This is a genomic window from Salinimicrobium soli, from assembly GCF_048323655.1.
Classification (GTDB): domain Bacteria; phylum Bacteroidota; class Bacteroidia; order Flavobacteriales; family Flavobacteriaceae; genus Salinimicrobium; species Salinimicrobium soli.
Genome location: NZ_JBLUWW010000002.1, coordinates 670,506 through 684,581, shown reverse-complemented (window position 1 = coordinate 684,581; position 14,076 = coordinate 670,506). Strand labels below are relative to the sequence as shown.

Genomic DNA, 14,076 nt, shown 5'->3' with positions numbered 1-14,076 from the left:
ACTGACTTCAGCAGTTAGTTAATTTTATCCTAATAGCCTCTTACAATGACTTTTGTCATTGATTTTTTGAGCGAAAAACTTCAACTTAAGGTAGTTTATTAACCATTTAAATACCTTAGTCATGACACTAGTAAAGTCCAACAAAAATCGTAGCCCAATGGCGGTAAGTTCATTTTTTAATGATCCTTTCTTCTCTGATTTTCCTGATACTCGTCAAAGTCTAATGAACCGCCTTTTTAATGGAGGAAACCAGGAATCTTTCGATTTTAGTCCTGCCATTAATGTAAAAGAAAAAGGTAATGACATTCATATAGAAATGGCTGCTCCGGGTCTTTCCAAAGAAGATTTCAACATCACAATGGACGACGGAATACTTACTATTTCTGCTGAAAAAGAAGATAAAAAAGAAGAAGAAAAAGAAGGCTACATGAAAAAAGAATTCAGTTATAATTCTTTTTCACGATCCATGAGACTTCCTGAAAACATTGATGAAGAGAAAGAAGTGAACGCCAAGTACAAAGATGGGGTTCTAAAACTGATACTTCACAAAAAACCGGGAGGAGAGAAAAAACCAAAATCCATCAAAGTCTCTTAAGGAAGATGGGGTGAAAAATTTCACCCCTCTTTTTTTCTTTGTTTGATAATAATGATACGAATCATTGGCTGATATCGGCATTTCAGTTAAATTTAGATATAAACTCCACAAAATGAGAAAAATAGTACTCCCTACCGACTTTTCAGAAAATGCTTTCAACGCAACAAAGTTTGCTGCACAGCTATTTAAGTATGAAAAAGCTGAATTCTTCTTGCTGAATGCTTATGCTGATGAGGTTTATAACACGGAGGGATTGCTAACCCAGGAGTTTCTGGATGAGTTCAAGGAAACAACCAGGACCAATTCAGACAGGGAATTAAATAAAATAAAAGAAGAAATTACCGGCCTTTTTCCCAACCCCAAGCACCAATTCCATACAATCTCCTCTTTCGGCACCCTCATAGATGAGGTCAACGACCTGGTGGACAGGGAGAACGCCGATATTATAATTACCTCAACCCGGGGTAAGACCAATGACCGGAAAATGACGTTTGGCAGCAATAGCCTGCAGATCATTAAATACGTACAATGCCCGGTACTCAGTATCCCTGCCGGTTACGAATATACAGATCCAAAAAGGTTACTTTTTCCCTCAAATTTTATGCTGCCGTACCAGCGCAGGGAATTAAAACTAGTGGGGGATCTTGCCCGGGCCTTTTGCACCGAAGTGCATATGTTGTACATTTCTAACTTTCCACTGGACTCTTTCCGGCAAAAAGACAATCTCTCCGCAATTGAAGAACAGTTCTATGATGTAAAGAAAGATTTTCACCAGGTAGAGGAACAGGAAAAAACAAAAGCCATTCTTAAGAGTATTGAAGATCTGAATATCGACCTTCTGGTACTGGTGAATTCCCGTCACAGTTATCTGGAGAATGTACTTTACCAATCGACTTTGGACAAAATAGGGCTGCACCCAAAGATCCCATTTTTAGTGCTTCAGAATTTTCACCGCACCTAGTGATAAAAACCGACCGCTATGAAAAATATTCTACTACCAACCGATTTTTCAGAAAATGCGTATAATGCCATCAAATACGCACTGCAGCTTCTGAGTGACGAAGAATGCACCTTTTACCTACTCAATACCTACACTCCTGTGCTTTATGATAATGAGTACCTGGTGTACAGTTCTACCCAACCTACGCTAACCGAAATTTACAGGAATAATTCCCTGCGTGGTCTGGAAAGAGTTCTTAGGAAGATCAAGCGGAATTTTCAGAATGACAAACACGAATTCAAAAAGATCTCTTCCTTTAATATGCTCAATGATGAACTGAAAGAGCAGGTTAAAGAAAAAAATATCGATCTGGTGGTAATGGGTACTAAAGGGGCAACCGGAGCCGAGGAGATTCTTTTTGGCACCCATACGGTGCATGCCATCAAAAAAGTAAAATGTCCTTTACTGGCCGTACCATCTCATTATGAATATAAACCTCCAAAAGAAATTCTTTTCCCTACAGATTATGAATCCGGCCTTCCCAAATTATTGAGCTTTTTAAAGGAGATCGCTTTAAAGAACGCTTCTAATATCCACATTTTACATGTTTACCTTAAAACAACTTTGACAGAAGAACAGGAAAAGAAGAAAAAAGCTCTTGGAAGTTCCTTAAAGAACATTGCCCATCATTTTTACAGCATAGCAGATAAAAGTGTTCCCCAGGCTATTTATGATTTTCAGGAAGAAAACCCGATTGACATGTTAGCCATGGTCAATAACAAACATTCCTTCTTTGAAAACCTCTTGTTCCGACCGGTAATCAACGAGATAGGTTTTCATGTAAAAGTTCCATTCCTGGTCATTCCTTCGGAAAAAAAACGATAGTATGAAATTCGTGCTCCTTCCTACAGATTTTTCGGAGAATTCGCTAAACGCAATTTCCTATGCTCTTGAGTTATATTCGGAAGAGGAATGTACCTTTAAGTTGCTTTATTGCTACAAGGTGAATGATTACCAGGAAGAGAGTCGGCTAACTCCCATTCCCGCTCCCGAAAAACTGAAAGCTGCACACATTCAGGCCGAAAGGAGACTAAAACAGTTAGGAGATCAGCTCTCCCAGAAAGAAAAGGGACAATTTCACTTTCAGCATATCTCAGAGAATAAGAACCTGGTCACCGCGATTCGGGAACAGATCACGCTGATACACCCCGAACTTATCGTAATAGGAACCCAGGGTCATACCGGTGATACAGAAGTAGTGTATGGAAGTAACACGGTCAATATTATGGAAGAAATTGTACGATGCCCCGTACTGGCTGTTCCTGCAAATGCCAGGTTTAAAGGTATCAGTGAGATCGTTCTTGCCAACAGCTATAAAATAGAACTCAATACCAACGACCTCAATTACCTTTTGCAATTAACAGCCCGCTTTAAGGCAGCAATCAGGGTTTTGCATATTATGGAAGAAGGAGGCCTTAACAGGTCACAGCATGAAAATAAACAGGCTCTAAAGGAACGTCTCAAATCTTCGAACCACTCTTTTCATTCCCTTGAATTTCTGAATATTCCTTTGGGCATTTATTCCTTTACTGAAAGCCGGGGAAGCGAGATGATCGCTTTTATCAATAAAAAACACACGTTTTTCGAAAATATGTTGTTTAGTCCAGTCTACAAAAATTTAGCACATTATTCCAAAGTACCTGTTCTGGTTTTACACCAGCCCTGAATCTTAAGCTATGAAAAAAAAGAAAAATCTACAGATCACCACTGCATCGGGTAACCGAAGAGATTTTTCTGAAGAGAAAGTTGCAGCCTCATTACGAAGATCTGGAGCCGGGGAACAGATAATTGACCAGATCATCTCAATAATAAAAGAAGAACTGCATGAAGGTATCACCACAAAAGAGGTCTACAGGCGGGCTTTTAATCTCCTGCGGAAGAAAGACAGACTGGTAGCCTCACGTTATAAGCTCAAAAAAGCAATCTATGAATTGGGACCAACCGGATATCCCTTTGAGCATTTTGTTGCAGCTATCCTCCGCCACAGTGGCTATCTGGTAGAAGTAAGTGAGGTACTCCAGGGCGAATGTGTTACTCACGAAGTGGATGTCATTGCTGAAAAAGACGGTAAAAAGATCCTGATCGAGTGTAAATTCCATGGTGACCAGGGCCGTTTCTGCAATGTCAAGGTTCCCTTGTACATTCATTCCCGCTTTGAAGACATTCGGAATCACCAACTAAAAAGGGAAACGAAGATTGCCCCTTTTGATGAAGGATGGGTGGTGACCAATACTCGCTTCACAGCCGACGCTTTGGTCTATGGTAAATGTGCAGGTCTTAAACTGGTGAGCTGGGATACTCCAAAAGGGGAAAGTCTAAAAGAAAGGATAGACCACCTAGGTCTCTACCCTATCACGGTTTCTACCATACTTTCCAAAAGAGAAAAACAGTTCCTGTTGAGTCGCGAAGTAGTTCTATGCCGGGACCTGCTGAAGGAAGATTTTTTGCTGGATCAACTGGAGATTTCCGCACACAGAAAAAAGAAGATCCTTAACGAGATGCACGTGCTATGTAAACACTGAAATTATGGGCACCAGGATCAAAATACATTTCTTAGGAGCAGCCGGTACAGTCACAGGTTCCAAATTTCTGGTAGAAACTCCCGGTTTTAATGTCCTCATCGACTGCGGACTTTTTCAGGGGCTGAAAGAATTAAGGGAACTAAATTGGGCTCCTCTTGCGTTTCCGGCTGATCAAATTGATTGCGTTCTACTCACTCACGGGCATCTCGATCATTGCGGGTATCTCCCCAGGCTTATTACAGAAGGATTCCGCGGAAAGATCAAAGGAACAGCACCTACCCTCACGATAGCGGAAATTATTCTCATGGACAGCGCTAAGATCCAGGAAGAAGATGCAAAACGCGCCAACGAGGAAAAGTTTACAGATCATGAACCTGCACTACCTCTCTACAATGTGAGGGAGGCTGAGATCTGTATAAAGCATTTTGACACTGTTGATACCGACAAGTGGTATTTGTTAACAGACAATATTTCCTTCAGGTTAAGACGGAATGGGCATATTCTTGGGGCTACCTTTATTGAACTGCAGGTATATGATAAGCTGCTTGTTTTTAGCGGGGATATTGGCAGACGGGAGGATTTCCTGTTAGCACCACCTGAAAGGCCCGAATGGGCAGATTATATCTTTCTCGAAAGTACGTACGGCAACAGGTTGCATCCTGAAGAAGATGTGGACGAAATTCTTTCCGCAGAAATTAAAAAATTGCTTCAGAACAAAGGAATCCTTATCATTCCGAGTTTTGCGGTGGAGCGCCTACAAACCCTGATGTATAAGATCTGGTCACTCTATGAGCAGAACCACATTCCGCATCTTCCCATATTCATTGACAGCCCTATGGGCAATGAAGTGCTAAGTGCCTTTGAGAGGTTTCCGGCGTGGCACAAGATCTCCTCACATGAACTGGCTTCGATGAAGAACTTCTTTAATATCATCACCTCCTACCGCGATACGTGGAAAACCATTGATGATACCCGTCCAAAAGTCGTAATCGCGGGAAGTGGCATGGTGACAGGGGGAAGAGTACTAACCTATCTAAGGTATTACCTGGACAAACCGAATACAACAGTTATGCTGGCGGGTTACCAGGCCGAAGGCACCCGCGGAAGACAGTTGCAGGAAGGTGCAAAAGACATCAAGATCTTTGGTAAGTATTGCGAGGTCAAAGCCGAAGTGAAAAGCATTAGCAGTCTTTCTGCACATGCTGACCAGAAAGGGTTGCTGGATTGGCTTTCAGCAGTAAAAAATGTCCCTGAAAAGGTATTTTTGATCCACGGGGAAAGAATGGCTGCAGATGCGCTTCGGGTAAAGATCAAAGACACCTACCATTGGCAGGTTCAGTTGCCTCACCTGCTCGACGTTGTGGAACTTGAGGTATAGGCAAAAAAAAATCCGTGGACACGTCCACGGATCTTTGTTAGGCAGAAGCCCCTAATTCTTTCGAATAAATTATTCTACAGAAGTAGTATTGGTATTGTCTTCTACTACAGTACCGCCAGTTGAAGTAGTGTCTACAACTTCTTCTTCTACTGGAGTTTCAACTGCTTCAACAGTAGTTTCAGCAGGAGTTTCCATTACTTCTACTGCACTTTCTTCAGTGTTTTCAGCAGGAGTTTCTTTACAAGAAGTGAAACTAAATACTAATGCGATAACAGCAAAAGTCAAAAAGGATTTTTTCATTTTAAATGAATTATTAATTGTTTGAGGCGACAAATGTATATGATTTTAGTATTCAAAATACAAAGTGATAAAAATATTTTTTCGGCTTGATTTCCGGCTATATTTTCCAATCTTTTTCCCCTTAAAAATTTTATTCCAAACCGTTTATTTTAAGTTTTGATTGACATATATCATTTCATTATTGCATTAATTTTGATTAACTTATAACCTATAAAACAAGTACTTATGCCACGGTCTGCCACCAGGAAGTTTTCAGCGAATGAACGAGAGATATTGGAACTCCTCAAGGAAAATGAGGTGTGGAAAAAACAACTTTCCTATACAACCGAAGAGATCAATTTTTTACACCAGTTGCTCACCGCAGATATCTATCAAAAGAATATCTTAAACATGTATGAAAAGCTGCAGCTATTTTCAAATGATCTTGAAAATTTCAGGAGTGAAAATATCGAATTTACCATGGAGGTTCATAATCACAGGTATGATATAGAAGGTATGCTGGAGTGTGAGGATATTAGTTGCGAAATTTTTTACCATGATGAACATTTGAAACTTGAAAACAGGATCCAGGAATTTCTGGAAAGGTTCAGGAATTATAAACTGGAAGTTTTTTCAAGTACCGGTCACGCTTTTAGAAAAACCAGTACGGAACATTAGAATCAAAAGTTTTTGGAGCCATGAAAGCCAAAGGTCATAACTTCAGATACATCGATTGGAAAACTCCCGATGAGATGCATTTTTCCTCTATACAGTGGAAATCTGAACTGAACTTTATCAAAGACGAACATCGCTTCTTTGAAGATATGCTTAAGGAGTACACAATGCCTATCATTGAATCTCGCCTATTCTCTAAAACAAAAGAGCTTTCAGATAGATTGTCTGAATCTGAAAAAGAATTGGATAAACTGTTTGAAAAGATTAATGATCATACTAACCGGCTCCAGCGCCTGGTTGAGAACGTAGATGAACCAAAAGAAGGACGGGTGTACAGACAGGAACACAAAAAGATCCTACAGGAATTCAATGATTTTACCAAAACCTATAAGCAATTAAAAAGAGAGATCTTTGAAGATGTATCCAATGCTTTAAAAAAGCAAAAACAAAAGAGATTACTTACGTAATAAAAGGTTTCAACTAAAAATTCTTCATAGCACACACAGAGAGTTTTAGGCCTGTACCCGAAAGGGTGCAGGTTTTTTTCTGAAGAAATTTGTTCAGCAATTTCTATTATCGTAATATTGCAATGTAATATTGATACTATGGGAGTAACTAAGTCCGAATTGTTTACAGAAAGACAAAACGCCCTGGCTACCGTCGCTAAAGTTTTTGCGCATCCTGCCAGAATTGCCATTTTGGAATACCTTCTCAATAGCAACACCTGCATAAACGGAGACCTGGTGGAGGAGCTGGGATTAGCACAGGCTACTATAAGCCAGCACTTGAGAGAACTCAAGAACCTGGGTATCATAAAAGGTAATATTGAAGGTGTTTCTGTTTGCTATTGTATAGACCCTCAAAAATGGGAAGAAATTCAACTCTTGTTCGAAGAGTTCTTCAAAAGGTTTCAATCCACTAAAACTTGTTGCTAAAAATTTTAAGATGAAAAATTCAGATCAGATCAAATCCCTCGTAAGGGAGAAGTACAGCAAGATTGCCAGCCAGGATCAGGCTTTTAATATGGCTTCCTGTTGCGGTGCCGGAGATTCTTCGGTTGAAGTTTATAATATTATGACCGACGATTATTCAGATCTTAAAGGTTATAAATCCGAGGGAGACCTTGGCCTGGGTTGCGGTTTACCCACACAATTTGCCCATATCCAAAAAGGGGATACAGTGATTGATCTGGGTTCGGGTGCCGGAAACGACTGTTTCATTGCCCGTCATGAGACCGGGGAAACCGGAAAGGTGATAGGATTGGATTTTACACCGGCCATGATCGAAAAAGCCCGCATCAATGCTGAAAAACTAGGCTTTAACAATGTAGAATTCCGTGAGGGAGACATTGAAGAGATGCCGGTTTCAGATAACATCGCAGATGTTGTAGTAAGCAACTGTGTTCTGAACCTGGTGCCCGATAAACCGAAAGTAATTAAGGAGATCTACCGCGTTCTGAAACCTGGAGGGCACTTCAGCATCTCTGATGTAGTGCTTACTGGAAATCTTCCGGAGGCATTACAAAAAGATGCCGAAATGTATGCAGGGTGCGTGTCTGGAGCTATTCAAAAAGGGGATTATCTGGATGCTATTAAAAGCGCCGGATTCTCGAATATAAAAGTGCAAAAAGAAAAACCGATCATTATTCCTGATGATATTCTGGGTAAATACCTGGATCAACAAGAGGTCTCAGAAATGAAAAACGGAACACTAGGAATTTTCAGTATCACAGTTTACGCTGAAAAGCCTGGAGCTAAAAAGATCAAAGTGCTACAGGAAACCATCTCAGCCTGTGCACCCGGTAGCGGATGTTGCTAATTTATTTTAAAGAACTAAAAGGGGGAATGAGCGATCATTTCCCCTTTTCTTTTTGTATCACCTCCGAAAAATAAATTTTTACCACAAATTTTGTAGGACATCTCTTTCAAGCCTCATTTTATTGTAATCAGCTTTGTTAAAAATCCGTATTTTTAATACTTAACAACTTTAAAACTAATTAGTTATGAAACAGAGAAAACAATTCAAATGGATTATGAGCCTGGTACTCATTTGTTTTTTTGTGACGACAAATGCACAGGACACAGAGAAAAAATCTATCGGAGAAGCCGTTTATAGCGAATATCAGAAGAACGGGATAGATAAGGCGCTGAAAATGTACAAAACGGCCAAGATGAAAAATTCTGACAAGTATGTCTGGACAGAATGGGAACTCAATCGAATAGGTTATGTTATCATGAATGAAGACCAGGACCTTGATGCGGCTGAAAAAGTGTTTAAATTGAATATGGAAGAATATCCTACGGCAGCCAATCCTTATGACTCCTATGCCGATTATCTTCTTGAAAAAGGGCAAACCGATGAAGCGAAGGAATATTTTAAAAAGTCAATAGCAATTGCTGAGAAATCTGATAAAGAAGATGAGCAGACCCGAATTATGTCTGCTTCAAAAGGAAAACTGGCAAAATTGGAGAAAAAAGATAAGCAACTTGCTTTTCTTCAGGGCGATTGGAAAGTCGAGAGCACCGGGTACACTGACGGAAAAGAAGCTATGACTATGAAAAGCCACGATAAGATCTCCTATAATGAGGATGTCAATGCACTGTTGATACGACATTTTAACGCGCAAAATGAGTCCGATGGGATAAGAATGATCGCGTATGATGCGATGGATGACACTTTTGATATAGCTTATATTAGTCCGGATGGTATGCAGGGGATCGAGACCTCCACCATGAAAATGGAAACCAAATCTCCTACCGAATTTACTTTTATGGATAAATACGTGTCCCGCACCGGGAAAGACGTGGTGCTAAAGCATGATCTGCAAAAGATCTCAGACAATGAGCTGAAATGGGTGATCTATGAAAAAAATGACGCCGGAGAATGGCAAAAAATGTATGCCATGCATATGACCAAGTAAACAATTTGAAAGTATTGCAGATTTAGGAAGAGGGGACGTCTCCCCTCTTCCTTTTTTGTAAACGCCGTTTCCGATTAAAATTATGCTAAAACCATTCGTAATACTATCTTTGCAGCTGGAAAAAATTATTCAATGAAGATTTCATATAACTGGCTTAGACAATTTTTGAAGATTTCCAGAACTCCTGAAGAAACAGGCGTTCTATTGACCGATCTCGGACTTGAAGTAGAAGGTATTGAACCTTTTCAAAGTGTAAAGGGAGGATTGAAGGGAATTGTAGTAGGAGAAGTTCTTTCCTGTGAACAGCACCCAAACGCTGACCGTCTGAAATTAACGACGGTTGATATTGGAAACGGGGAACCGGTCCAGATCGTGTGTGGCGCACCTAATGTTGCAAAAGGGCAAAAAGTACCTGTGGCGACTGTGGGAACTACTTTATATGACGAAAAAGGAACTCCGTGGGAAATTCGCAAAAGCAAAATTAGAGGTGAAAGTAGCCATGGGATGATCTGTGCCGAAGATGAACTTGGACTGGGACAGAGCCATGATGGCATTATGGTGTTGAGCGATGAATTAACTACAGGTACTGCTGCAGCCAAAGTTTTTGAAATAGAAGATGACCACGTATTGGAAATAGGCCTTACACCTAATCGTGCCGATGCTATGAGCCACTGGGGTGTAGCCCGCGATTTGAAAGCCGGTTTACAGCAACAGGGAGAGATGCAGGAGTTAATTACTCCTTCTGTAAGCAGTTTCCACGTAGACAGCCGTAATTTGCGCATCCCTGTTAAGATTGAGAATCCAGATCTGGCTCCGCGCTATTGTGGTGTCACTATATCTGATATCAAAATAGCCGAGTCTCCTAAATGGCTTCAGAACAGGTTAAAAGCAATAGGCATCACTCCTAAGAACAATGTGGTAGACATCACTAACTATGTGATGCATGAACTGGGACAGCCGTTACATGCTTTTGATGCGGCGAAAATCGCAGGTAGTGAGATCAATGTAAAGACTCTTCCTGCCGGAACAAAATTCGTGACGCTTGATGAAGTTGAAAGGGAACTTCATGAAGAGGACCTGATGATCTGTGATGCTGAAAAGCCATTGGCGATTGCCGGAGTTTTTGGAGGAATTGGCAGCGGAGTAACAGAAAGCACTACGAGCCTGTTCATTGAAAGCGCCTATTTTAATCCGGTTACTGTTCGAAAAACAGCAAAAAGACATGGTCTTAATACTGATGCTTCTTTCAGATTTGAACGCGGCATCGATCCGAACATCACAGAATATGCTTTAAAAAGAGCAGTTCTACTCATACAGGAGCTGGCCGGCGGAAGTGTGACCAGTGACATAGATGATTATTATCCAAAGAAAATTGAAGATTTCCCCGTTTTCCTCACTTTTGACAAGATCAATACCCTGATTGGGCAGAACCTGGCGAAAGAAACCATAAAATCAATTCTGGCCTCTTTGGAGATCAGGGTCAACAATGTGACTGAAACTGGTATGGGACTTACCATTCCGGCTTATAGGGTAGATGTAAAAAGAGAGGCTGATGTTATTGAAGAGATCCTGAGAGTCTACGGGTATAACAACATTGAATTTGGAGAAAAGATAAATGCTTCGGTTGCCAATTCTACCCGATTCGAAGATTATAAACTTCAGAACCTCATTGCAGGACAGCTTGTAGGGCAGGGTTTTTATGAGACCATGGCGAATTCCCTGACCACTCCGGCACACCTGGAGTTAAGCGGACAATTAAAAGGAGAGCACGCTGTAAAGATGCTGAACCCTTTGAGCCAGGACCTTTCAGTAATGCGCCAGTCCCTCCTATTCTCAGGCTTGGAAGCTGTAAGCTACAACCTAAACAGGAAACGTACTGACCTGAAGTTCTTCGAATTTGGAAAAACTTACAATAATTACCCGAACGGAAGGGAAGAAAGCAAACATCTGTCAATTTTCATCTCCGGAAACCGAGCAGACGAGAATTGGAATGTGCCATTGAAAAAAGGAGATTTCTTCTATCTAAAAGGGGTTGTCACCTCTGTACTTGAAAGACTGGGTATTCAGGAACTGAAATCCTCGCCGGTGAAAAATGATGTTTTTTCTGAAGGTATCACGCTTAGCTATAATAAAACCCGGGTGGTAGAATTCGGAGTCATTAAAAAGAAACTTCTGAAGAAATTTGACATTAATCAGGAGGTATTATACGCTGACTTTTTCTGGGACAATGTCACGGAGATCTCAAGGAATCGAGAAAACAAATTCAGGGATATTCCAAAATACCAGCCGGTAAGAAGAGATTTCGCGTTACTGCTGGATAATTCTGTAAGCTTCGAGCAAATTTATGAGCTCGCTTACCGTACCGAACAGAAATTGCTTAAAAATGTCAATCTTTTTGATGTGTATTCAGGAAGTAATTTACCTGAAGGCAAGAAGAGTTATGCAGTAAGTTTTGTGCTTCAGGACGAGAGCAAAACTTTAACTGACAAGCAGATCGATAAGATCATGAACAAGCTGCAGGAGAACTTTGAAAATCAACTGGGAGCTGAACTCAGATAAGTTTTAGAAACTATAAAAAAGAAACGCCCCTTCAAATTTGAGGGGGCGTTTTTGTTATAATCCCGAATCTCTACTTATTTGGGAAACTTGTCAAAAATGGCATTTATGTATTGCTTTAACTCCTCTTCCAGGTTGTTAAGAGTGATCACATCACTGGCTTTGCCTCTCCAAACTATCTCATTGGTGCGGCGGTTGATCAGGTCTACTACAATAGTACCTTCTTTATAGGGAATTTGTTCAATTCCGCTGCCCGCAATTCTTGGAATGGTATAATAATCATTATACATATAGTTCCTGTAGTAGGGCCCCACGTAATATCCCGGCCTGTAATAACTATAATTCGTATAAACAGGTGCCGCATCGGCCATGGTAGCTTCATCAAGCATTAAATGGTAATACACCAGCAGGTCTGGCTGACTTCTGTCTAACCGGTAATCCTGTTGTTGCATATTTTCAGTGATCTCATTAATGACGATCTCATTTACAAATGAGTTATCATAACGGGTGGTCTTAATTGTATCCTGATTGGGTAAAAATGCATAGCTCGAAAAACTATCCAGGCTTTGCGTGGTTTTTTTGCTTGTATTGACTTTTGGACCACAACTCAGTAGTAATAAACTCATCACAATACTAAGGCTGATCACATATTTCATTCTTTTCATACTCAATAATTTTTATTTTTTGAGAAGATAGGAATTATAAAAAGCCTGACTTTTGGCTTCGGAAGGTTTATCTTTATTTTAACCCGATAATCTTAAAATTAACAATAAAAAACGTTAAGCTTTACCATATAAATAGTGTTTTGCAAATACTGATGTTATTCCTTAATTTAGACTGGTTTAAAAGAAAGGGATATGCTGCTAGAAAGAACAAACCTCCACCACCAACTTACATTCCTGCGAAATAAAGAGAGCTCCGAAGAAGAAATACTCCAGAAAGTTCAAGAAATATTAGAAGCCGGATCAGAAACTGAGGAAGAAATTAAACAACGAATTCTCAATGGAGAACCGGAAGGAAATGGTGAAAACAAATTCATTTTTGACCTTTTAGAAACGGAAAGGATCTTCCATATTTCCCAAATTAAAAAGATCAGCATCAACTACCGGCTTCGGTTTCTACGCACCCGCTTCTTCAAGGCAGAGCTTCCTTCTGAAGCTGTTTCTGCAGTAAAAGAACTCGAACAGGCACACCAAACCAGCCTTAGCAATCTTCAGATCCTTGCACCGGCAAAATATTTCAGACTAGAGAATGCCGATGATCCCATGTTGTTTGCACCTATCGGGAACGATTATTTTTACCTGGTCCACAAATGGGGAAAGGATATTCACCCACTTCGTAAATTAGCCATGTGGCCCCTGAAAAATCTGGAGAACCTGTTGATCTTTAGTTTCTTTTTCAGCTTTCTGCTGGCCTTTGGAATTCGGGAAATCTTCTTCAGCCGTTATCAGTCTACCTCAGAATTCCTGATCATCTTTTTATACACTTTCAAGTCCGTGGTAGCTCTTATTTTTTTCTACGGAATTAGTTTGGGAAAGAATTTTAGCTCAGGTAACTGGAACAGTAAGTTCTACAATGCATAACAATTGTTAAACTGAATCTAAAAGCACCGGGTAGTTAATTTCCTATTAGTAAATTTAGGACTTAAAGAAAAACAGATGAGTTCAGAAGAAGACTATAAAAGGATATACACAGGATCTGAAGTTAATGTAATGCACCTGCAAAATATCCTGGAAGAGCAGGACATTCCCAGCCGTGTCCGAAATGATTTTGATTCCGGATTACGGGCAGGCTTTGGAGGAGGACTTCCCGGCCAGGTACAATTATTTGTTCTCTCTGAATATTATGATAAAGCACTAAAAATTGCAGAAGAAACTTTTCCAAAGGAGTAGCCTGTTTTCCTCTATGTCTGAAAACACCCGGCGCCATAATTATCTTAATCTCATTGTAGGCCTGGCTTTTCTATCCTATGGTTTCTACCGGTTATTTACATTCTGGAACGGCGTCCCTTACACCACTTTTCGAATTATAATTGCCATTGGATTTATAATCATGGGAGGATGGGATCTGTACAGGTTCTTTAATCCTTCAGAAGAGGAATAAAAAAAAGGTGCCGCTATGCGACACCTTCTAATTTTATTTGGTTTAAAA

17 protein-coding genes are annotated in these 14,076 nt (G+C 40.3%); 15 read left to right on the top strand and 2 right to left on the bottom strand.

Going from position 1 to position 14,076, the window contains the following annotated elements:
- The first annotated feature begins 121 nt into the window (after positions 1-121).
- The 6 genes from ACNORC_RS08700 to ACNORC_RS08675 all read left to right on the top strand — a co-directional run bounded on the left by ACNORC_RS08700 (position 122) and on the right by ACNORC_RS08675 (position 5,495).
- Positions 122-595: an Hsp20/alpha crystallin family protein gene (locus ACNORC_RS08700; protein WP_418335237.1), complete on the top strand. Its 474-nt coding sequence runs from the start codon at positions 122-124 to the stop codon at positions 593-595.
- A gap of 112 nt (positions 596-707) precedes the next feature.
- Entirely contained in the window at positions 708-1,556 is an 849-nt protein-coding gene (locus ACNORC_RS08695) for a universal stress protein (protein WP_418335236.1), read from the top strand.
- A gap of 18 nt (positions 1,557-1,574) precedes the next feature.
- Positions 1,575-2,420 carry a universal stress protein gene (locus tag ACNORC_RS08690; RefSeq protein ID WP_418335235.1) on the top strand — a complete coding sequence of 282 codons (846 nt, stop codon included), beginning with the start codon at positions 1,575-1,577 and terminating at the stop codon, positions 2,418-2,420.
- Between the two features lies 1 nt (position 2,421).
- Positions 2,422-3,261 (top strand): universal stress protein, encoded by an 840-nt coding sequence (locus ACNORC_RS08685; RefSeq protein ID WP_418335234.1) that lies wholly within the window; start codon positions 2,422-2,424, stop codon positions 3,259-3,261.
- Positions 3,262-3,271: 10 nt separating this feature from the next.
- A complete protein-coding gene (locus tag ACNORC_RS08680; protein WP_418335233.1) occupies positions 3,272-4,117 on the top strand; it encodes a restriction endonuclease in 846 nt (281 codons plus the stop codon).
- A 4-nt stretch (positions 4,118-4,121) separates the two neighbouring features.
- Entirely contained in the window at positions 4,122-5,495 is a 1,374-nt protein-coding gene (locus ACNORC_RS08675; RefSeq protein ID WP_418335232.1) for an MBL fold metallo-hydrolase RNA specificity domain-containing protein, read from the top strand.
- Positions 5,496-5,564: 69 nt separating this feature from the next.
- On the opposite strand, the gene ACNORC_RS08670 is transcribed toward ACNORC_RS08675, so the two are convergent.
- Entirely contained in the window at positions 5,565-5,795 is a 231-nt protein-coding gene (locus ACNORC_RS08670) for a hypothetical protein (RefSeq protein WP_418335231.1), read from the bottom strand.
- A 225-nt stretch (positions 5,796-6,020) separates the two neighbouring features.
- Here ACNORC_RS08670 and ACNORC_RS08665 point away from each other — a divergent pair, with 225 nt between their 5' ends.
- The 6 genes from ACNORC_RS08665 to pheT all read left to right on the top strand — a co-directional run bounded on the left by ACNORC_RS08665 (position 6,021) and on the right by pheT (position 11,928).
- On the top strand, positions 6,021-6,452 hold the full coding sequence (locus ACNORC_RS08665) for a hypothetical protein (protein WP_418335230.1): 432 nt from the start codon (positions 6,021-6,023) through the stop codon (positions 6,450-6,452).
- A gap of 20 nt (positions 6,453-6,472) precedes the next feature.
- A complete protein-coding gene (locus tag ACNORC_RS08660; RefSeq protein ID WP_418335229.1) occupies positions 6,473-6,916 on the top strand; it encodes a hypothetical protein in 444 nt (147 codons plus the stop codon).
- 138 nt (positions 6,917-7,054) lie between these two features.
- On the top strand, positions 7,055-7,384 hold the full coding sequence (locus ACNORC_RS08655; RefSeq protein WP_418335228.1) for an ArsR/SmtB family transcription factor: 330 nt from the start codon (positions 7,055-7,057) through the stop codon (positions 7,382-7,384).
- Between the two features lie 10 nt (positions 7,385-7,394).
- Positions 7,395-8,267: an arsenite methyltransferase gene (locus ACNORC_RS08650; protein ID WP_418335227.1), complete on the top strand. Its 873-nt coding sequence runs from the start codon at positions 7,395-7,397 to the stop codon at positions 8,265-8,267.
- Between the two features lie 184 nt (positions 8,268-8,451).
- A complete protein-coding gene (locus ACNORC_RS08645) occupies positions 8,452-9,369 on the top strand; it encodes a tetratricopeptide repeat protein (protein WP_418335226.1) in 918 nt (305 codons plus the stop codon).
- A 132-nt stretch (positions 9,370-9,501) separates the two neighbouring features.
- Positions 9,502-11,928, top strand: coding sequence for a phenylalanine--tRNA ligase subunit beta (pheT, locus tag ACNORC_RS08640; RefSeq protein ID WP_418335225.1), 2,427 nt, complete (start codon positions 9,502-9,504; stop codon positions 11,926-11,928).
- 74 nt (positions 11,929-12,002) lie between these two features.
- Here pheT and ACNORC_RS08635 read toward each other — a convergent pair whose 3' ends face one another.
- On the bottom strand, positions 12,003-12,590 hold the full coding sequence (locus ACNORC_RS08635; RefSeq protein ID WP_418335224.1) for a DUF4136 domain-containing protein: 588 nt from the start codon (positions 12,588-12,590) through the stop codon (positions 12,003-12,005).
- A gap of 192 nt (positions 12,591-12,782) precedes the next feature.
- Between ACNORC_RS08635 and ACNORC_RS08630 the strand changes: the two genes are divergently transcribed.
- The 3 genes from ACNORC_RS08630 (at position 12,783) to ACNORC_RS08620 (ending at position 14,028) form a co-directional block, all read left to right on the top strand.
- The gene (locus ACNORC_RS08630) at positions 12,783-13,508 is read left to right on the top strand and encodes a hypothetical protein (RefSeq protein ID WP_418335223.1); all 726 of its coding nucleotides are present in this window, start codon (positions 12,783-12,785) and stop codon (positions 13,506-13,508) included.
- A gap of 75 nt (positions 13,509-13,583) precedes the next feature.
- Positions 13,584-13,817 (top strand): putative signal transducing protein, encoded by a 234-nt coding sequence (locus ACNORC_RS08625; protein ID WP_418335222.1) that lies wholly within the window; start codon positions 13,584-13,586, stop codon positions 13,815-13,817.
- On the top strand, positions 13,789-14,028 hold the full coding sequence (locus ACNORC_RS08620; protein ID WP_418335221.1) for a hypothetical protein: 240 nt from the start codon (positions 13,789-13,791) through the stop codon (positions 14,026-14,028). The genes ACNORC_RS08625 and ACNORC_RS08620 overlap by 29 nt, the downstream gene beginning before the upstream one ends.
- Positions 14,029-14,076: the final 48 nt, after the last annotated feature.